This window comes from Mesorhizobium sp. LNJC405B00, from assembly GCF_000502615.1.
GTDB lineage: Bacteria > Pseudomonadota > Alphaproteobacteria > Rhizobiales > Rhizobiaceae > Mesorhizobium.
The window spans coordinates 1-19,590 of record NZ_AYWC01000026.1; the positions used below are offsets into that span (position 1 = coordinate 1).

8 protein-coding genes and 9 pseudogenes are annotated in these 19,590 nt (G+C 59.8%); 6 read left to right on the forward strand and 11 right to left on the reverse strand.

The window, feature by feature from the left end; translation table 11 throughout:
• The first annotated feature begins 206 nt into the window (after window positions 1–206).
• Window positions 207–1,314 (forward strand): annotated as a pseudogene (locus tag X756_RS01000000166140) (IS110 family transposase).
• Window positions 1,315–1,621: 307 nt separating this feature from the next.
• A pseudogene (locus X756_RS138540) lies at window positions 1,622–1,859 on the forward strand (transposase); the annotation flags it as partial.
• Window positions 1,860–1,887: 28 nt separating this feature from the next.
• Here X756_RS138540 and X756_RS1000000168200 read toward each other — a convergent pair.
• Window positions 1,888–2,172: pseudogene (locus tag X756_RS1000000168200) on the reverse strand (transposase); the annotation flags it as partial.
• A gap of 424 nt (window positions 2,173–2,596) precedes the next feature.
• On the opposite strand from X756_RS1000000168200, the pseudogene X756_RS1000000170150 reads away from it, so the two are divergent.
• A pseudogene (locus X756_RS1000000170150) lies at window positions 2,597–2,829 on the forward strand (transposase); the annotation flags it as partial.
• 145 nt (window positions 2,830–2,974) lie between these two features.
• Here X756_RS1000000170150 and X756_RS138535 read toward each other — a convergent pair.
• The 4 genes from X756_RS138535 to X756_RS138530 all read right to left on the reverse strand — a co-directional run bounded on the left by X756_RS138535 (window position 2,975) and on the right by X756_RS138530 (window position 9,591).
• A complete protein-coding gene (locus X756_RS138535; protein ID WP_023731587.1) occupies window positions 2,975–4,243 on the reverse strand; it encodes a CoA transferase in 1,269 nt (422 codons plus the stop codon).
• Between the two features lie 362 nt (window positions 4,244–4,605).
• On the reverse strand, window positions 4,606–5,736 hold the full coding sequence (locus tag X756_RS0135620; protein ID WP_198020079.1) for a CoA transferase: 1,131 nt from the start codon (window positions 5,734–5,736) through the stop codon (window positions 4,606–4,608).
• A 547-nt stretch (window positions 5,737–6,283) separates the two neighbouring features.
• A complete protein-coding gene (locus X756_RS1000000170470; RefSeq protein WP_280806622.1) occupies window positions 6,284–6,412 on the reverse strand; it encodes a hypothetical protein in 129 nt (42 codons plus the stop codon).
• A 2,504-nt stretch (window positions 6,413–8,916) separates the two neighbouring features.
• Window positions 8,917–9,591: a hypothetical protein gene (locus X756_RS138530; RefSeq protein ID WP_023731590.1), complete on the reverse strand. Its 675-nt coding sequence runs from the start codon at window positions 9,589–9,591 to the stop codon at window positions 8,917–8,919.
• A gap of 267 nt (window positions 9,592–9,858) precedes the next feature.
• On the opposite strand from X756_RS138530, the pseudogene X756_RS1000000168215 reads away from it, so the two are divergent.
• Window positions 9,859–10,242: pseudogene (locus X756_RS1000000168215) on the forward strand (ATP-binding protein); the annotation flags it as partial.
• 483 nt (window positions 10,243–10,725) lie between these two features.
• Here the strand turns inward: X756_RS1000000168215 and X756_RS1000000168220 are convergent.
• The 3 pseudogenes from X756_RS1000000168220 to X756_RS1000000169050 all read right to left on the reverse strand — a co-directional run.
• Window positions 10,726–11,931: pseudogene (locus X756_RS1000000168220) on the reverse strand (transposase); the annotation flags it as partial.
• Between the two features lie 45 nt (window positions 11,932–11,976).
• A pseudogene (locus X756_RS1000000170155) lies at window positions 11,977–12,125 on the reverse strand (transposase); the annotation flags it as partial.
• 131 nt (window positions 12,126–12,256) lie between these two features.
• Window positions 12,257–12,358, reverse strand: a pseudogene (locus tag X756_RS1000000169050) (LysR family transcriptional regulator); the annotation flags it as partial.
• Between the two features lie 575 nt (window positions 12,359–12,933).
• On the opposite strand from X756_RS1000000169050, the gene X756_RS138520 reads away from it, so the two are divergent.
• Window positions 12,934–13,209 carry an acyl carrier protein gene (locus X756_RS138520; RefSeq protein ID WP_023673543.1) on the forward strand — a complete coding sequence of 92 codons (276 nt, stop codon included), beginning with the start codon at window positions 12,934–12,936 and terminating at the stop codon, window positions 13,207–13,209.
• Window positions 13,210–14,415, forward strand: a complete 1,206-nt coding sequence (locus tag X756_RS138515) for a beta-ketoacyl-[acyl-carrier-protein] synthase family protein (protein ID WP_023707447.1) — start codon at window positions 13,210–13,212, stop codon at window positions 14,413–14,415.
• 320 nt (window positions 14,416–14,735) lie between these two features.
• On the opposite strand, the pseudogene X756_RS01000000166145 reads toward X756_RS138515, so the two are convergent.
• From X756_RS01000000166145 to glmS, 3 genes and pseudogenes are all read right to left on the reverse strand, one after another.
• A pseudogene (locus X756_RS01000000166145) lies at window positions 14,736–15,694 on the reverse strand (transposase); the annotation flags it as partial.
• A gap of 772 nt (window positions 15,695–16,466) precedes the next feature.
• On the reverse strand, window positions 16,467–16,721 hold the full coding sequence (locus tag X756_RS138510) for a helix-turn-helix transcriptional regulator (protein ID WP_031197535.1): 255 nt from the start codon (window positions 16,719–16,721) through the stop codon (window positions 16,467–16,469).
• Between the two features lie 453 nt (window positions 16,722–17,174).
• A complete protein-coding gene (gene glmS / locus X756_RS138505) occupies window positions 17,175–18,995 on the reverse strand; it encodes a glutamine--fructose-6-phosphate transaminase (isomerizing) (RefSeq protein WP_023731596.1) in 1,821 nt (606 codons plus the stop codon).
• Window positions 18,996–19,590 lie beyond the last annotated feature (595 nt).

The following is a 19,590-nucleotide window of genomic DNA, read 5'->3' on the forward strand; positions in this document are numbered from 1 at the left end:
AATGTCTTTGACGGCAGCGCTGGTCGATTTACCTTCTGTCTTGGTCATGGTGGCGTTCCTTCCAGGGAATCGGTGACGTTGAACATCACCAGCCTGCCATGACCGCCCCCTCTCAGCGAATTTGCAGAACTCTCAGCACACTACCTCTGACAGAGTAAGGTCGCTAAGAGAATCTCACACTGGAGGCAAGCATGCCCGTTGCAGCTATCCAACCCGAAGCGCCGACCACTATCCGTACCGATCTTGGCGCAATCTTCGTGTCTTTGGAACTTGTAGGAGACAGGACCTTTAGACGACGGTTTGCAAACTCTTATACGCGGGTTGGATACCGCTTGCCGAGTTCAACAGGAAGGCACAGGCGCGCACCGGACCACGCTTTTTCGATTGTCGTTATCCAGGAAGCCGGGCTCGACGGCTTCTGGATCCATCGCATGCTGGAGGCCAAGGGGATCGAAAAAGCCACATCGTCGATCCGGCCTCGATTGCGACCTCGCGTCGGCGGCGACGGGCAAAGACCGACAAGATCGGTGGTGAGGCTGGTGCGCGCGCTGCTCGCCTATAGGCGCGGCGAGCCGCGCGTGTGTGCTATGCTGCGGGTGCCCGACGCCCGAGGAAGAGGACCGCCGCCGCCTCTCGCGCGAGCGCAAGGCCTTGACGAACGAGCGGACCCGCCACGTTAATCGCATCAAGGAGCTTCTGTTTGACCAGGGAGTGGTCAGCTACGAGCCGTTGCGCCGCGACCGGCGCAAGTGTCTTGAGGAGCTGACGACCGGCGACGGGCGTCCTCTGCCTGTCCATCTGAAGCTACAGATTGGCCGCGAACTCGAGCGGCTTGAGCTACTGATCGAACAGATCAAGGCAGTCGAGGCCGAGCGCGACGCAATGCTTGCTGCCGCTGAGGCCGTCTCGCCAGCGCCGGCGATGCTGCTCAACCTGAAAGGCATCGGGCCGGAGTTTGCTCCTGTCCTGTGGTCGGAAGGGCTTTCCCGCCATTTTGACAACGGACGAAAGCTGGCCGCCTATGCGGGCCTTGCACCGACACCCTGGCAGAGCGGGTCAATCGATCACGACCAGGCGGTCTCGAAATCCGGCAATCCAAGGCTACGAGCGACGCTGATTCAGATCGCCTGGCTGGGGTTGCACCATCAATCGCGCTCGGCGCTCACCTTGTGGTTCCAAGATCGGGTCAGGCGCAGTGGCGAGCGGCTCAAGAAAACGACGAACGTTGCGCTTGCCCGTAAGTTGCTCGTCGCGCTGTGGAAACACATCAATGCGGGCGTTGTCATCGAGGGGGTAATGATGAAGGCCGCCTGACTAGCGGCTGCTGAACGTTAGGCCTATTCCCACCTTCAGGGCCTGACCAGTCCCGACGATCCAGGTGGACGAACCGAGGTGTGGCTTGGCTTGAAATGCCGCTTCGCGAGAATGGTCCCGTCCTTCTGAGCCTTGTTCGCCGCAAGCGGGATGTTGGTGCAGCTGTTCTGAACAGCGACCGTATATAAGTTGGATGTGGCTCGGCAGCGGGCCGCGTCATGCATTGGGCTCAAACCCTGGACGCTGCAACAGCGGAGCAAAAATGACGCTTTGACGACCGTCCGCATTGACCCTCCTCACACCCGCCATGACCGACGATACGTTGCTGCCGCTCTCATTTCTAGCCGTTGGACGCAAGAAGATCACAGCTGCGTTTGACGGCGGACGCATCCACCTCGGATGGTGGCGTCATGCTTTTGCCCGCGGCCGAGCGACGCCTGCAACTGGCCGACAGACTGGCCGCTGCGATCCACGATCCGCGCGATCCAAAGCGGGTGACACACGCCATGGCCGACATTCTGCGCGCCCGTCCGGGCGCCATTGCGCCGGAGGTCGCTTTTGGCTGCTAGCGAAGACGGCGTGCGCCCCGATGACGAGCAGCCGACGGGATGTAAGGATCGCCTTTCTTGCTGATTCACCCAACACGCTGCTTGCCGCCAGATGACTTCTGCCGCGGGACAAGGCCGGGCCATGCTGCAAGCTATCTGCCGGATTTGAACAGCAACACGTCCGTGTTGGTCGCTGCGATCGCAATGATCGGGCCGATTCCGTAAATGGTCTCCAGTTGCCGGCATAATTCGTTCGAGCGGTGCCAGCGGTGATCTGGCGATCCAGCTCAGCTATGTTCTCGTGAACCTCTCCCCGCCGCCAATAGGCTGGGTCGATCTCAACAAGTTCCGGGCAAGGAAACCGCCAACGGCCAGCGGCTTTACCATCGTGTGCGATTGCCCCTTAGCCCCTGAACCGGACGAAGCAGAACGGTTCGAACGCTGGCTCTAGTTCCGTCGCCACCTCAGCAATCCTGACGACCTCGGATGCCATTTAGCCTATGCGCGAGGGCGTCACGCTCGAGGAATTGGCGGGCGCGGCGGGACTGCGTTGGACCATCGAGGATGTTTTTTGCGCGCCAAGGATGATTTCAGGCTCGATCATTGCGAGGCGCATTCCTGGCGGCCCGCCCGAAGCCGGCTTTGCGAACCGGCTGACCGTGCCTGTACGCCTCACGCCGACGGCTACGTGCTCTCGATTCGGGTCGTCATCAAGGTAGCCCGTCTACAACCCACACGCCGTCGTTGATGACCCGGGTGGCGTCGTCCTGGGCGTCGCGGTGACCCCTGGCGAGATTGATGAAGGGCCAGATTATCATGGATTGGATCGATGCAACCGTCGCGGCGACAGAACTCTCAATCAGCACAGTCACAAAGATGCGGGATATGCTTATGGAAAAGCGTTGGTGGGATTGACCGGCGCGGAATCCACCCGCTTACTCCACCCAAGGCCGAACCGATCAAGAGCTACCCGGCGCTTTTGCGCGTGGGACGCCGACGATGCGAACCGGCAGCTGTACGCTGGATCGCGCGTCGCGCAATGGTGACGCTTTCGCTGTCGTTCAGGATCAGTAGTGACGCGATGTCCTATTTTGCATCTCGGTTTGAATCACTTATTTCCGATCCTGCGGCCTGCCGGGGACACGAATTGCGCCGCTAGCGATCAGCGCATCGATGCGGTCTTGATCGATGCCAGTCTCGCGCAGAACCTCCACTGAATGTTCGCCCAGATCGGGGGCAGGACGATCGAAAACGAGCGCAGAGCCTGAAAGCTTCAGCGGCTCCAGCGTGACGCGATATCGGCCGCCGTAGCTGTGTTCGACCTCGCGGACTAGTTCGCTGGCCACATCGGGATCGGCCAGCGCCTGATCGATGCTGCGTACCGGGGCCAGCAGGATACCCGTGGGTGCAAGGCGCGTAAGCGCATCATTGCTGGTCAGCTGACGCAGCTGGTCTGACAGGATAGCGGCGATCTGGTCCCGGTTTGTCCAAGCGCCTTTCCCATCCAGCAGCGGTATGATCCGGTCGCTGAGGCCCAACGCTGCGGCAATATCGGGAAGGGATGCGGGGTGAGCCACCAAAGCAATTGCGCCGTCTAAGGTCGAATAGAGACCGTAAGGCGCAGGCTGGTGACTGTGGCTGATTCCATTCCGGCCGCGATAGGCCTGTTCTCGCGCGTTCAGTGCATAGCTGGATTCCGAGGCCAGCAAGTGAAGCGCGCACGACATCATATCCACGCGCACCCATTGACCAAGCCCGGTCTGGTCGCGCTGGCGCAAGGCCGCCTGAATGCCGATGACCGCCTGCGATGCCGTATAGGTGTCAACGATGTAGGCACCCGCAGCAACGGGCGGACCATCGGCTGCCCCACCCAGGCTGGCGATGCCCGACAGGGCTTGAATAATCAAATCCTGTCCCGGCTTGTTTCTGCTTGGGCCGGCCGGATCATAAGCCGCAATCGAGCAATAGATCATTCCGGGGTGCTCGGCGAGAAGGGCGGAACTGCCTAGCCCCATCCGCTCCAAGACCCCGGGCCGGAAATTCTCCAGAATGACATCCGCCTGGGAGATCATCATGCGGATAACCGCCAGCGCGTCCGGCCTTTTCAGATCAATAGACAGTGAACGCTGGTTTCGATTCATGCCCAGGAAATAGGGGCTGGGTGCGTCTGGAGCCGCCGTCGGCTCCTTGATCCCGCTACGCTGATAATCGCCCGCCGGAGCCTCGATCTTGATGACTTCCGCCCCAAGAGAACCAACATACTGCGCCGCGATTGGCCCCGCCGCATAGTGCGTGAACGCCAAGACGCGAATACCGCTCAGTGGACGCACGTCACCGTCCTCCTGCGGGCTGCCTTTCGCTCCTCTAGGGGTATTCAGCATTTGAGTGCCTCCGTTCGTCCTGTTTCTATGCTGGTTTAGAGTTGCAGCTGTTCAACGGGACGATGGTGTTCTTGATCACAGAAACCACCCGCTCGCGCTCGTCTCCAGCCAGCGGCAAACGCGGCGCACGCGTCAAGCACTGGCATGCGGCGCGCATCATTCCCGCGATATAGACGACCGGGTGAATGAAATGGCTGTGGCCGAACTCTCAGGGAATTTTCTCAAGACGCGGGCACTCCGAGGGCTAGTGAGATGCGTACCCTGCGACTGATCAATTCGGGCGGTCATTTACCGCTCTCCAGAGAGTGCGGTCGCNGGCTAGTGAGATGCGTACCCTGCGACTGATCAATTCGGGCGGTCATTTACCGCTCTCCAGAGAGTGCGGTCGCGCTTGATTCGCAACGGGACAGAATTTCTTGAGTGTGCTCGCCGAGCTTAGGCGAGGGGAGCCGAATTCCGGTTTTGTAGCAGTCGAATTGTAGCGGTTGGTTCACGTGCCATTCGCCTCCATCCTTGGGACTGAGCCGCACAAATAGGTCTCGTGTGCGTAGCTGCGGATCTCTTGCGACGTCATTTAGGTCAAGCACATACCCCCAAGGAATTTCGATCATATTAAATAGATCTGCCCACGTGTCTTGCGTTTCCTCCGCGATCGCGGCAGAAAGTTGCGCGCGATAGTCACAAGCGTGTTGAACGCGGTCCTGATGGCTTGCGGAGGCCAGATGCGCCAGACCAGTACTTCGACACAAAGCCTGCCAGTAGTGATCTTCATGCGCTATGCTCAGCGTAATCACCTTATTGTCTGCGCAAGAGAACGTCCCATAGCCCGGTTCTTCCTCGTATACCTCTGCCATTGGTCTGCCGTTCAAACTCGCATAGAGATACGGAGTCATCCATGATACCAGGCTATCGGTCATAGCCAGATCGATGTAGCAGCCGTGTCCGGTTCGCTCCCGCGCCAGCAGAGCCGAAACCACACCGAATGCCGCTAGGGTACCCGAGGCGAGATCGGCAACGGGCAATTGAAACGGTTTCTCCAGGTATCCGGTTCGATGCTGCTGAAATAGAACCCCGGCCAAGCCTTGGCAGGAGAGGTCGTGAACCGGGCGCCTGCGGTAAGGGCCATTTTGACCGAAGCCAGTCAATGAGAGATATATCAGGCGGCGATTTATTGGACTGAGTTCTGGGTAACTCAATCCGAGCTTTTTCATTACATCGGGCCTATAGCCTTCGATGAGAACGTCCGCAGTTTTGCTCAACTCGGATAAGGATTCCCGACCGGCCGCTGACTTGAGATCAAGGACAACACTTCGCTTGTTGCGGCTCAACGAGGAAAAAAGGCTTTTGAGCTTTCGAGCCGGATCACCTCCGTTGGGCCTTTCGATAAGAGTGACCTCTGCGCCTAGATCTGCAAGTAGCAGGGTAGCATACGGACCAGGATACTGTTCCGCGAGGCTGAGTACTCTCACTCCTTCGAGTGGTGATCCGATCACGAGAACCTCCAGACAATCTTGCCAACCTTGAACACGGAATTTTTAGCGTTCCACTACTATGATGGTGGGGTGGAGATTACCGTATTCAATGTGACGACAGTGATAAGAGTTCGTGAAAGATCGTAACTCTGCGATTAATGCCGATTGTCTCGCGGCTATTCGGGAGACACAAGACCCACCATGATTCATTCGATAAGTAGCAGAGAATTCAATGGACCTTCACATTCGCGAGAATGATTTCAAGTGTATGCATGTTTTCAAACCAGGGCCCTAAAGTTTTGGTGTGAATCGACCCTTCAATTGCGGGTGGCTGTCAGTCCCGTTCCGTTCTGCCATCGCTGGGGTCATGGTCCGTTCCGAGGTCGAGCGCCTCATGCTGATGTTCGGGTCGGGTGCCTCAACGTGTGCAACGACGTTTACATAACGTCAGCCGAATCAACGAGTTCGCCGCAACCACCGTCCCGGCAGGACATCACCTGGTCCGCATGATTGCGCTCCGAGAACTGGTCGAAAAGGGAAATCGACTGGCCATCTTTTCACTGCCCCACTAGAAGCTGGTGCCGTCGGCCCAGATGTAATGTAGACGAATGCGATTTTGCAGGCGACTGCTGCCTTGGCCTTCTTCATGACGATCCACTTCGACAGACGCATGCCCCACGCCTTCGGCGTTGACCATTTCCCCGTCCGGTGCATGAGGACGCTGGCCGCCTCGTAGAGATAGGTTCGCAGGAGATCATCGCCCCAGCGCGAGAATGTCCGTTTCGCAGGACTGCTGGCGTCGGGCAGGGAGCAGGGATAGGTGCCGGCATTGGTGGCGGAGCTGAAACGAAGGGGCCATCGATCGAGTGGCGGAAGGTCAAGGCCAACGCCGGCAGCGGTCGTACCCCTCCGGTGACGACGTCACCGGAGGGGTACCCGGAGCAGAACTTATTGGTAATTGAAAGGCTTGGCGCATGCTTACTTTGGTGGGCGTCCTTTTGGTTGGTTCGACAACGCACAACGGTGCCACCCCCTTCGCCGCTCGCCCCATATCATCTACGCGACGGGACACGACCTGAAGATTGGCTAGGTAACCGAGGAACGAATAATCGACGACGCTTTCTCAGCAATTGCCGTTGTTACCGCATGCGTATTGACAGACGATGCTATTGGCATGACCGAGGCATCGACAACTCGCAGCGCCCTCACTCCGTGAACCTGGAGTTTGGGATCGACAACAGCCCTTTCATCAACCCCCATTCGACAGGTGCTTGAGAAGTGAAGAGCAGACGCGCCATATTCTCGTGCATAATTTAGAAGCTCCGCGTCGCTTGTTTTGAGAGGGCCCGGCAGGATCTCGCAAACGCTAAATCGAGCGAGTTCAGGCCTCTCGAACAGTTCGCGTGCTAATCTTATGCCCGCGAGGAGGACCTCACTGTCCAAATGTGCCGAGAGATAGCCGAGCGATATTGCAGGAGGGACATTCGGGTCAACTGAAACGATACTCACGCGTCCACTGCTTTCAGGAAATGACTGCCATAAGCCGACTGTCATGCCCGGGGCCGGCTCAAGTTTGCCTAAGCCAGCGTAACTGCCTGGAGTGAAGCTCAATTGGAGGTCGGCAGCGACCACACCGTCCCGGCTTCGAGCGAAGAGAACTGCGTTGCTCGCCCCTAAGGACATGAGACCTCCTCCAAGCAAGGCATAGGCCAACGACTCGCGCAAGAGTCGCCACCCCCGTGCCCGCTCATTGAGGGTTACGCAGCCTTGAACTCGGTGCGCGACTCTAACAAGGAAGTGATCCTTCAAGTTTTCGCCAACACCAGCCGCATGATGCACCAACGGAATGCCGTGACTCGACAGAAGGTCGGAACGCCCAACGCCAGACAACTGTAATATTTGCGGCGACTTGAGAGCCCCTGCGGCGAGGATAACCTCCCGCCTTGCCTTCACCTGGAATAGCTGGCCAGCTCGTAGGAATTCAACCCCTGTCGCGCGACGATCTTCAAAGAGTACGCGCGTGCACAGCGCATTTGTCATCAGTTGAAAGTTTGAACGTGCTCTCGCTCGCCTCAGAAATGTACGGGCAGTGCTTGCTCTAAAGCGACCTTGGCGATTCTGTTGAAACCATCCGACACCGACATTTCGCGGGCCATTGATGTCCGCGAGCACGGGAAAGCCGAGAGACTTAGCACTCTCGATGAACGCCGAAGACAGGGGATGCCGGACTGCCAAAGCCATCACTGGCAGAGGACCGTCACTTCCCCGGTCCGCAGAATTGCCACCATCGTAGTGCTCTATCGATCGGAAGTGGGGCAATAGCTCACCGTAGCTCCAACCGGTGCATCCAAGCTGAGCCCAGCGATTATACTCCTCCGGATTCCCGCGAACGAACAGCGTTCCGTTTATCGAACTGCTACCGCCCAAAACCTTTCCCTGAGGTAGATCGAGGCTCCGACCATTGAGCTCCGAAGACGGTTCACTACGGAATCTCCAATTGATCCTTCTGTCGTTTTGAAGCTTGAGAAACCCGGCTGGCACATGAATCAAGGGGGCCCTGTCAACTGGCCCCGCTTCAAGAACCAAGACTCTGAAGCGGCCATCCTCAGATAATCGGTCAGCAACAACGCTGCCGGCTGACCCTGCCCCAACAACGCAGTAGTCGCATTCAATGCGGTCGGCTGGATGCATATCCTGCTTTAATCGCAATCGCTTCTCCCTACGATCTCTAGATGCTTAATCTCGGTCGAAATTGGTGCATCAAGTTATCAGAAGGGCAACATCTCGGTCTGCCGACCCAGACGTAACGCCCATACCAAATGGTTGCCGTGGCCTTTCGGGATGACCCCTCCTTGGCCTGTTGCTTCAACGCCAACTTGGTCACTTCAGGCTAGAACTTCTCGCTCGTGCTTAGCTAGTTCAAACAGCTTTTGCGGCTGCTTATCGCTGCCCTCCAAGCCGCCACAAACGGCTCGCGGCCCGACCTCCTTACTGTTCACGGCTGACTATTTACTAGCGGCAAACGCGTCGTTTGAGGTCTCCGGCACGCGATAGCGCTCTGGCTACTGATCCGTCGGCCGTCAGCTATCGACCATATAAAGCATGATGTCGCTACGCCGCCGGAGGAGATATTCCGATAGCGCCGACTTTGCCTCGGGCGGCAGGCGCCGGATGATCGCGTCGCCGCGTCGCTCAAATGTTTCACCAACCAATCTCCCATGGCCGGGGCTTGCCGTGGAAAAACACCACGCGGGTGCCGGCCGGAACGCAGCCGAGGCGCTGAACGTCCATCTTGTACGAACACAGTTGACCGGGGCAGATGTCTTGCCACAGGCGCCAATCGACTCCCAGGCAGCTCTCAAGAAACTCCTGATCGTCAGCGAACCGCTGCATGTGGTCCGCGGGTGCGGCTATGAACGCCTCCCACACCGCCGCCTTAATCGATTGCGGGATCGCCATGATGCCGGCTGCAAGGCCCCCCGGCCGGTAACAGTCGCGCAGGATCACCGGACCCTCGACCGCCGCCATGTCTGCGAGACTGCCGACAATTGAAGTGTCCAGATCGAAGTACAGCCAGTCGTCGGGCAGCTCCGGGCGGAATAGCTCCATCTTCGCCCAAAAGCCCGGCCACCCGTGCTGAAGCGGTATTACCTCGAAGCCCTGCACGTCGACGTCGGAGAAGCAACGGAACTGGGCGCCTTGCAAGTGCTCGGTCACCTGGTTGAACAGACGGACAACATGGCGCGGCTCGAACTCGCCGCCCGAGCGGAGGACGCAAGCAACCGTCTTCATGCTGCCAGGCCTTTCGAGCGTCATCTTTGGATGGTCTGCAACCGGGAGATCCCCGGCGGCAGTATTTTCGGTGAGCGTGATCATGGGATGATTTCTCCTCAGTCCGTGACGCGTTTGTTGCCGATGACCATGCATCTCCCGTGCCAAAGGAGAAAAGCATTTCGAAACAATCTAATAAATCTGCCTGTGCTACGTTGCGTATCCGACATCGTCCGACATCGGACAACGCCCAACGTGGTTGAATGGCGCGTTAATCAGCTTCTCCCGCGGACACATCCTGTCCGCCATTCCTGGGAAAGCGCCGGGCAACCAATACGATGGCGCGCGACCTGAAGCATCTCGTTGCAGCTACTGGGCTCGCCCTCTGAGAACGGCTGGCGTGTGTTGTTCATCCGAACCACCGATCTCGTCCAGAAGCTATGAGCGGCGATCACCGCCAATCAGCCCATGGAGAATGGAACAGGCTCTTTCTCGACCCCGCCCTGCTCCTCGCGGCGGTGGACAGACTTGTTCATCACACAACAGTGTTCGAGATGAATGTCGAAAGCTGCCGGCGCAGATCCGCCATGGAAGCCAACCGCCAGTGTGGCAGGCCTGCCTCCTACGCGACAATAAAAAACACGCACGAACTTTTCGCGGAGTGGCATCGACGAAAGCGTTGCCAGCGAGAATCAGCGGATCTTCCGCATATTGGTGCAGGGCCGGGATTCACGGGCGGTGCGAATGAATCCATAGAGTCCGACATCGACGCCCTCATGCCCTGGAACTGCCGGAGCTGAACGGCTCGGCGACGGCACGCCATTGCGTGCTGGCGGCCAAAAGCCGGCGTTGCGGCTCGCCTCGCTCGACAAGGACGGTTCGCTGTGAAGACCGTCGCTGACACAATCGGCGTCTCCCGCTCCAACCTTGCCGAGCAGATGAGGAAACACCCTCTCGAAAGCCCTGCGACGCGTAAGCCACACGCGAAGCCTGGCGATGTTGCCGTGCTTATCCGCAGGCTGGTCGTGGGTCCAAATGTGAGCGGATAGCGTTCGAACTTTTCTAGCCGCCTTGATGCACGGCGATAAGCTTTTGACGGCCTGAAGCGACGCTGTGGTCGCCGTTGCGGTGCTTTTCCACGCGCCTTGTCAGGCGCCGGGATTGCTCCGTCGTGATGGCAGGCGGGGGTTTGCAGGTTGCGGTCGACGGGTTCGTTTCGGGGCGTCTGCGCCCCATCGTTCATGTCGCGAGTCGCGGGATGCGATCGAGGACGATGCGCAGGATGCGCTGGTCGGGGCACGATGTCGGCAGGTGCAGACGGATTTGCGATTTCATCTCGACCACCCGCGCAGCGATTTTGATGAGGCGCAATCGCAGCGTGTCGAATTGGGCGACGGCAAAGCTCGAGCGCCTCGGCATCGCGGCCCGCAAGCCCCACATCAACCAGTAAGCACCGGCATGTAGGAATAGCCGGAACTGGTTGGCCGTCGCTCTGGTGCAGGATGTGCGGTCGGCGGCAAGATGCGTCTTCCACGACTTGATGTGGTTCTCGGCCGCGCCGCGCCGGCAGTAGACATCCTCGTAGAGCGCCTTGGCCTTCCCACCGGCAAGGTTGGTGACGACGAAGCGGGTATCGGCACCTTGGGCGCCGACCTCGATCCGCGCGATGATGCGCTCGACGCGGCTCCAACTAGCGGCGCCGTCAACGAACTCCTTGAACCTGCGGACCTTGCCTGTCTTGGCCGACGCTTCGAAGCGCGCCGTCGTGCTGGCCTCCAGTTCCGCGACATGCTTGCGCAGGGTCGTGGTGGGCGCGAGGCCAAAGATGAAGTCGACGTCGTTGGCGCGGCACCAGTCGATGACCTGCGGGTTGCAATAAGGNGCCGCTTGGCCGGTCGCAGGATCGCGCTGACGAACCGTCCCGCACCATCGAACACGACGATCGGCTGGAAGCCGTACTCGTCATGGTGGGCATTGAACAGGCGAAGCTGTTGGCCTCCGTGCACAGCGTCGAAGGTGTCGTCAATGTCGAGTACGACCCGCTTCGGCACCTGCCGGAACGAGGCGCAATAGAGATCGACCATCGCCCGCCCCATCGCGACCAGTTCCCGCACGCCAGGCAGGTTCTCCAGCCGGCACAGCGTCGATTGCGACGCCAGATCCCGACCCGACGGCAGCGCATCCTGGGCCATCTTGAAGACCGGATCGCNCACAGCGTCGATTGCGACGCCAGATCCCGACCCGACGGCAGCGCATCCTGGGCCATCTTGAAGACCGGATCGCGGCGCAGCCGGTTGGCGTCGTTGCCGTCCTCGTAGCGGCGCCGATCATCTTCATGCGAAAGCCGATCATGTCCGCCAGGCTGTGGACGACCTGGTCCGGGCAGCGCGGATCGTCGATGCAACGCGCCAGACGCTCGGCCACCCGCAACCGCTTTTCCACCTCGGCNATAATCGTTCGATATGCGTTTACCTCCGCCAGGCTGAATCCGACCTGGTCCGGGCAGCGCGGATCGTCGATGCAACGCGCCAGACGCTCGGCCACCCGCAACCGCTTTTCCACCTCGGCCTAGGCCAGAACGCCGCTGTGGACGACAGCATGCCGCCGTCGAAACGGGCGACGACGGACTTGCCGCCGACTAAAAACCGCTCAGCGGCAGCGCAAGATCGTTCATGGTAGGTGTGGTCTCCGGGAAATTTCGGATCGGCTTAAGCAACCAAATCCTACGTCATTTCAACGGGCTTGCGCCACATCCACCAACCCCCATGAATTTGGTTAGGTTGATGCTGCGTGCCGCCGCCGTGAGGCCGCGCTCGCTAAGCAGCGCGTCGAGAACGACGAGAAGATTCAGATCGAGCCCTTTGAAACGCATGTCTTAGCTATCCATAGCGTGGATGAATTTGATTGAAACAAACGATTTTACCAATTCTCCGGAATGTCGCATGGACCTGGCAGGACCTCACGTGCGCCGATCACTGCCTCTCTATCGCGTGGCGAGTCCCTTGAGAAGAGCTCGAAAGAGGAAATCTGTCGCGTGCGGTGGAGATTGTACTGGGAATAGAGGCAGCGCTCCAAATCATGTCGAACTCTCCGACGAATGGCGACCGGTACAATAGTTGATCGCAACTGGTCCGGAGCTATGAAACATCTCGATTACATATGAGGTGCCGAGTGAATACGCTGACAGCACCCACCGTCGCAGCGTTTAGCTGACGTTTGACGACGGTTCCTATCCATTTACACGCAGATTCTTGATGTGCTGGCGCAAAAGCGGGAGGCCGGCGACTTTTCTTCGTCATCGGGCTGACGCCGCAGAAGCCGGAACTCGTCCGGTTCCTATGGGCATTGGGCTTGGTCGGCGCACAGGCTCTATGAGGGGCAATTTTGGCAACGCGACGCGACTCGGGTTTTGAACGACGCCGAAAACGCAAGCTGGAAAGGAACAAGATGGCAGATCAACTCGCCAACGAAATAATCGCAATGATCAAGAAGCGCGCCGCGTCGGAGGGCGGCATAGCGCCTGCCACGGGCGGCGAAATAACGGCTGCCACGGGACTGACTTCGCTCGGTATCGATTCACTGGGATTGGCGGACGTTCTCTGGGACCTGGAGCAGGCCTACGGCATCGAGATCGAGATGAATACGGCCGAGGCATGGTCGGATCTCCAGAATGTTGGGGGCATGGTGGAAGCCGTGCGCAGCTTGCTCCCTACGGGGGTGTGAATGGACAGGCGCGTCGTGATTACTGGGATTGGCGGGATTTGCGGGCTTGGAACCAACGCCGCCGCCATTTGGACAGAGATGCGAGAAGGCCGCTCCGCCATCGGCCCAATCGTCAACTCCGAGTTCCATGAATTGAGGGTCAGGATCGGTGCCGAGATCAAGGCCCTGCCGGAGCATGACATCGATAGCAAGCAACTCATCTCCATGGACCGCTTCAGCCTGCTCGCTGTGCTTGCGGCGCGCGAAGCCATGCGTCAGGCCGGACTTTCCTCCAAAGAGGGAAATAGCTATCGCTTCGGTGCGACGGTGGGCGTTGGCGGCTGCGGGTGGGATGCGATCGAGCAAACCTACCGCGCCATCCTTCTGGGCGGTAAGCGTGCCGCTCTCTTGACTGTACCCAAGGCGATGCCGGGTGCCGCTGCCGGCCAGGTCAGCATGAGTCTCGGCCTGCGCGGGCCGGTCTTCGGCGTCACGTCCGCCTGTTCCTCGGCAAACCATGCGATTGCCTGCGCGGTGGACCAGATCAGGCTCGGCCGGGCCGACGTGATGCTTGCCGGCGGCAGCGAAGCGCCGCTCATATGGGGTGTGCTGAAGGCATGGGAAGCGATCCGCGTGCTTTCGCCCGATACTTGCCGGCCATTCTCGGCCGATCGCCAGGGCCTGTCGCTTGGTGAAGGCGCCGGCATGGCGGTGCTGGAAAGCTACGAGCATGCCCTGGCTCGGGGCGCCACCATCCTTGCCGAAATTGCCGGTGTCGGCCTTTCCGCCGATGCGTCCGGCATCGTCGCGCCGACTGTCGAGGGGCCGGAGGCAGCAATGCGGGCCTGCCTTGCCGATGCCAGGCTGGACGCCGAGGATGTCGACTATCTCAACGCGCACGGCACCGGCACCAAGGCCAACGACCAGATCGAGACGGCGGCGATCAAGCGCGTCTTCGGTCAGCACGCCTTCTCAATGTCCATTTCTTCTACCAAGTCCATGCACGCGCATTGCCTCGGCGCGTCCGGCGCGCTCGAGTTGATCGCCTGCGTGATGGCTATCCGCGAGAGCGTCGTGCCGCCGACTGCCAATTATCGTGAGCTGGACCCCGATTGCGATCTCGACGTCACGCCCAATGTGGCACGCGAGCGCAAGGTGCGCGTGGCACTGAGCAACTCCTTCGCCTTTGGCGGCACGAACGCGGTTCTGGCGTTCAGGCAGGTGTAGAAGCCATGAAAGATGCTTCCGGCAACATTATCTCTCGCACCCAGATGCTTGCCGGATAACCTTGTGAAGGGCGGGTCATTGACCGCCTCGGCGAAATGCGGGAAGTGGCAGCGGAAGCTCGAGGATCCGGGGGGTATCGTCTTTGCGAAATTCTTAACTGTTGAACCGGCTTGGACGTACCGCCGCCCCGCAAAAGGTAAGCGAAGCCATGCGGGCTCGGCTTGAGGGTCTGAAGCTGTACACGACAATGTCTGGAAGCCGCAGGGTCGGCTCTGCGCCCGTTATAGTCGCCTGAGTGCTGCCGGCCCGGCCGCGCCGCGGGCTCCGTCAACGAACTTCTTGAACCTGCGGACCTTGCCTGTCTTGGCCGACGCTTCGAAGCGCGCGGTCGTGCTGGCCTCCAGATCCGCGACATGCTTGCGCAGGGTCGGGGTGGGCGCGAGGCCAAAGATGAAGTCGACGTCGTTGGCGCGGCACCAGTCGATGACCTGCGGGTTGCAATAAGGGCTATCGCCGCGGAGCAGGATTCGAATGTTCGGCCAGTTGATCTGGATCGCCCGCACCAGACGGCGCAGGTGGGGGCGGATCTCAGCCCCACTCGGCCGCTTGGCCGGTCGCAGGATCGCGCTGACGAACCGTCCCGCACCATCGAACACGACGATCGGCTGGAAGCCGTACTCGTCATGGTGGGCATTGAACANCGCTGACGAACCGTCCCGCACCATCGAACACGACGATCGGCTGGAAGCCGTACTCGTCATGGTGGGCATTGAACACGAAGCTGTTGGCCTCCGTGCACAGCGTCGAAGGTGTCGTCAATGTCGAGTACGATCCGCTTCGGCACTTGCCGGAACGAGGCGCAATAGAGATCGACCATCGCCCGCCCCATCGCGACCAGCTCCCGCACCCCGGGTAGGTTCTCCAGCCGGCACAGCGTCGATTGCGACGCCAGATCCCGACCCGACGGCAGCGCATCCTGGGCCATCTTGAAGACCGGATCGCGGCGCAGCCGGTTGGCGTCGTTGCCGTCCTCGTAGCCGGCGGCGATCACCTTCATGCGAAAGTCGATCATGTCCGCCAGGCTGTGGACGACCTGGTCCGGGCAGCACGGATCGTCGATGCAACGCGCCAGACGCTCGGCCACCCGCAACCGCTTTTCCACCTCGGCAAAGGCCAGAACGCCGCTGTTGGACGACAGCATGCCGCCGTCGAAACGGGCGACGACGGACTAGTCGCCGACTGATGACAAACCGCTCAGCGGCAGCGCAAGATCGTTCATGGTGCGTGTGGTCTCCGGGAAATTTCGGATCGGCTTAAGCAACCAAATCCTACGTCATTTCAACGGGCTTGCGCNCGTGTGGTCTCCGGGAAATTTCGGATCGGCTTAAGCAACCAAATCCTACGTCATTTCAACGGGCTTGCGCCACATCCACCAACCCCCATGAATTTTTCAGGCTGGCAGAGAGGGTGCTTGCGGTGCACTCACTGACACGAGATCGCAAATGGAGGCGCGTGACCACCAGAACTGGCGACACCCAAGGTGGTCCGCTGGACCCGCAGGAGGAACCACAAGGTGTCAGCGGGCAGAGCGCAAGCGAGTGGCTACTTCGATCTTTCTAGAAGCGCGCCGGCAGCCTGGGCGGGGGGCTTGGGGGTCAGACTGCCGGCGCACGCCACTCACGAAGAGCGGCCCCTTTTCCTGGTTCGAACGCCCATAGTCAACCCGGAAACGTCAGGATGCCCGCCATGTTACTTTCAGAGCGGCGCGACTTCGCCATGGTGGACGATTCAGCCTAGGAGTAGCCACTCTCGTGGGCCGAGTTGATGCTCAAGCCAGCATCGCCTTGCCGAACTAGGAAGAGTTCGCCGTTAGTCCTTCGTCGCGAGCCGATGCCGTCGTGCACGTTTCGTAGCACTCCGGGCGGCTATATCGCTTTGTTGTTCGGTGAGCTGCGCCAGAAGGCATCGCATCAATCGAATCAAGCGTCGACATCAGCCGCAAGCTTCACATCACAACAGCTAGTCCACCCATTGCAGATCATCCGATCTGTTCAGGCGGCGTCCGAAATGTCCAACTCCGACTCAAGAATTCCCACAGGTATGGAAAGCGATTTCGCTATCCGATCCCGATAGCCCTTGCTGTACCTCAGACCTCGCTCGATGTTTTGGATTTCCTCAGCGGCCAGCCCGCACGCGACCGCCAGGTCGTCGATCGAATATCCAAGGTGCTCGCGATAAGCGCGGACGATGTGGGTTCCCTGGGACATAGCCGTCAAGACTGGTTCGGGAATGCGCGAATCCTTCATAAACATCTCCAAGAACTGGGAGCTCCCTCGGAGATTCCTCCCCGAGGCGCACACTTAGCAAATAAAAAAAATTGGTCGTCCATTCGGCCGAACCGGCCTCATGCATGGGATGGGCCGCTGAATTGGCCGGGCCGGAATATGGCGGCTCACCTGCTTCTGATCAAGTATCAAGGCTGCCCGTGCTGAGAGCCTGGTCGGCGTAGCGCATGCGACCTGCGATCCTTCGTGGACCATTCTCGCCGATGGCTTTCTTGAACAGCAACTCGAACTTTCGGCAGGACACTGCTTCCTTCGGCCAATCTCCACCGGCGAGGCAGCGAAAGACCCGCTCGTAACCGCTACCGAGTTTCGCAATTGCAGCAAACAATGGTCATCTGGTTTCATCCGGGCTTCGGATCCAGACAAGGGGTACCGCTTTCCTGGAGGCGCATCGCCACCTGTACAGGTTCACAATCATTCGACCGTGACCGATTTTGCGAGATTGCGCGGCTGGTCTACATCCGTCCCCATGAAGAGCGCCGTGTGGTAGGCTAGAAGCTGTATCGGGAGCGAGAAGATCATTGGCGCGATAATCTCGTCGACAACCGGCAGCACGAGCGTGTGCATGGTTTCGAGTTTCGATACGGCTGCCCCTTTTTCATCGGTGATGAGGATAATCCGCCCTCCACGGGCAGCCACTTCCTGCATGTTGGAAACGGTCTTGTCGAAAAGACGGTCATGGGGCGCGATGACGATCACCGGCATGTTCTCGTCTATCAAGGCGATCGGCCCGTGCTTCAATTCACCCGCTGCATAGCCCTCGGCATGGATGTAGGAAATCTCCTTGAGCTTCAGCGCACCTTCCATCGCTAGCGGGAAACTGGTGCCACGGCCGAGATACAGGACGTCACGACACTTTGACAGTTCGCGCGACAAGAACTCGATTTCCGGCTGGATGCACTCGAGTACGTGGCCCATCACGCGCGGCAATTCGGCGAGGCTCCTGACGAGCGCCTGCAGCTCGTGTTCGGGGACGGTCCCGCGGGCTCTGGCCGCGCCGATGGCGAGTGCTGCTAGAACGGCAAGCTGGCAGGTAAAAGCCTTGGTAGAGGCGACGCCGATCTCCGGTCCGGCAAGGATCGGGAAAACCGTATCGGCCTCCCGAGCGATGGTCGATTCGCAGGCATTGACGATAGCGCCAATTTTCAGCCCACGCTCCTTGCAGTACCTCAATGACGCAAGCGTATCGGCGGTTTCGCCGGACTGCGAGATGAAAAGAGCCGCCGACTGCGGCGGCAACGGGATCTCGCGGTAACGGAATTCGGACGCAACGTCGATTTCAACCGTCAGGCGCGCATAGCGCTCGAACCAGTATTTTCCGATCAGTCCGGCGAAATAGGCGGTCCCGCAGGCAGAGATCGCCAAGCTCGGGACCTTGGCGAAATCAATGCCAGGAACCATGTCGCGACTGTCTATGATGTTAATGTAATGACGGAGAGCATGGGCGATGACCTCGGGCTGCTCGTAAATCTCCTTCTCCATAAAGTGGCGATGGTTGCCCTTGTTGGCGAGATCGGCCGCGGCCGTGGAGATATGGCGCGGACGCTCGACGGGACGGCCGTCGACATCGAAGATATGGGCGCCCGAATTGCCGACAACGGCCCAGTCGCCGTCGATGAGATAGGTAATTTCATTGGTGAAGGGAGCAAGGGCGATCGCGTCGGAGCCCAGGAACATCTCGCCGTCGCCGTGACCGATCGCGAGCGGTGGTCCGTTGCGCGCCGCCGTGATGGTCGACGGTTCATCTTCGAAGAGGATGGCAAGCGCATAAGCGCCCTTGACGCGTTTCAGCATGGCACGCGTGGCCTCTTGCGGCCTCATGCCCTCTCGGCGGTATCTTGCCAAGAGATGCCCAACGACCTCGGTGTCGGTGTCGGTCTGGAACTCGGCGCCATCCGCCGCCAATTCGTCCTTCAGCTCGGTGAAATTCTCGATGATGCCGTTATGGACTACGGCGACACCGTCGCTAAAGTGCGGGTGCGCATTGCGTTCGGTCGAGGCCCCGTGGGTTGCCCAACGCGTGTGGCCGATGCCGACGTTGCCGCTCAGCGGCTCTTCCTTCAGTCGCGTCTCGAGATTGACGAGCTTGCCCTCGGCGCGCCGGCGGTGCAAGGCACCCTCGATGATCGTCGCAACGCCGGCGGAATCATAGCCGCGATATTCCAAACCCTTCAACGCGCCGATCAACCGATCCGACACCGGCTGTTGCCCAACGATGCCAACAATCCCGCACATGTTCGTCTCCGCATCTTTGCGGGCAGCACCAGCCCACGCGAGACGGATACCCGTCCGGCCGCTTTAAGTGGCGGCCTTGTAGTAGAATTCCATAATATTGGTAAAATTGATTGTTGTGATAACTACCATCCACCCGATGGATAGGTCGGCGGCTGTGGAGCCACGACCCAAACTTCTATTCGCGCCTGACGCTCTTATGAGGATCGCAAACTCACACCCGCGGCAGGATCACGGCCTCGGAAAGGCCAGGAGGGCTTGGACAGTGGACGGACGACGGGCCTGCGACCCTTTGTCAGGCAGTCGGCATCTAGGAGCATGGTGCCGCCGACTTGGGCATCGGCGATGGTCTGTCTTGGCGACAGCCTGAGTTCGCTTCAGGACCGTCGTCGTCTCGCGCGGCTGCGGTGTCAGTTGACGATAACAAATGTCCGCCGGGGGCGAGCGCCTCGCGCACGGCACGTGCCAGCCGCGGTCGGTCCGGGACGCCGTCGAAGGCGTTGGCCGTGAAGACTCGACGGGGCGTGACACCAGAGTAGCGAGTTCGTAGCGCGTAGCCGGCGACGAATTCGCAATTGGTCGCGCCGGCGCCGGTCAG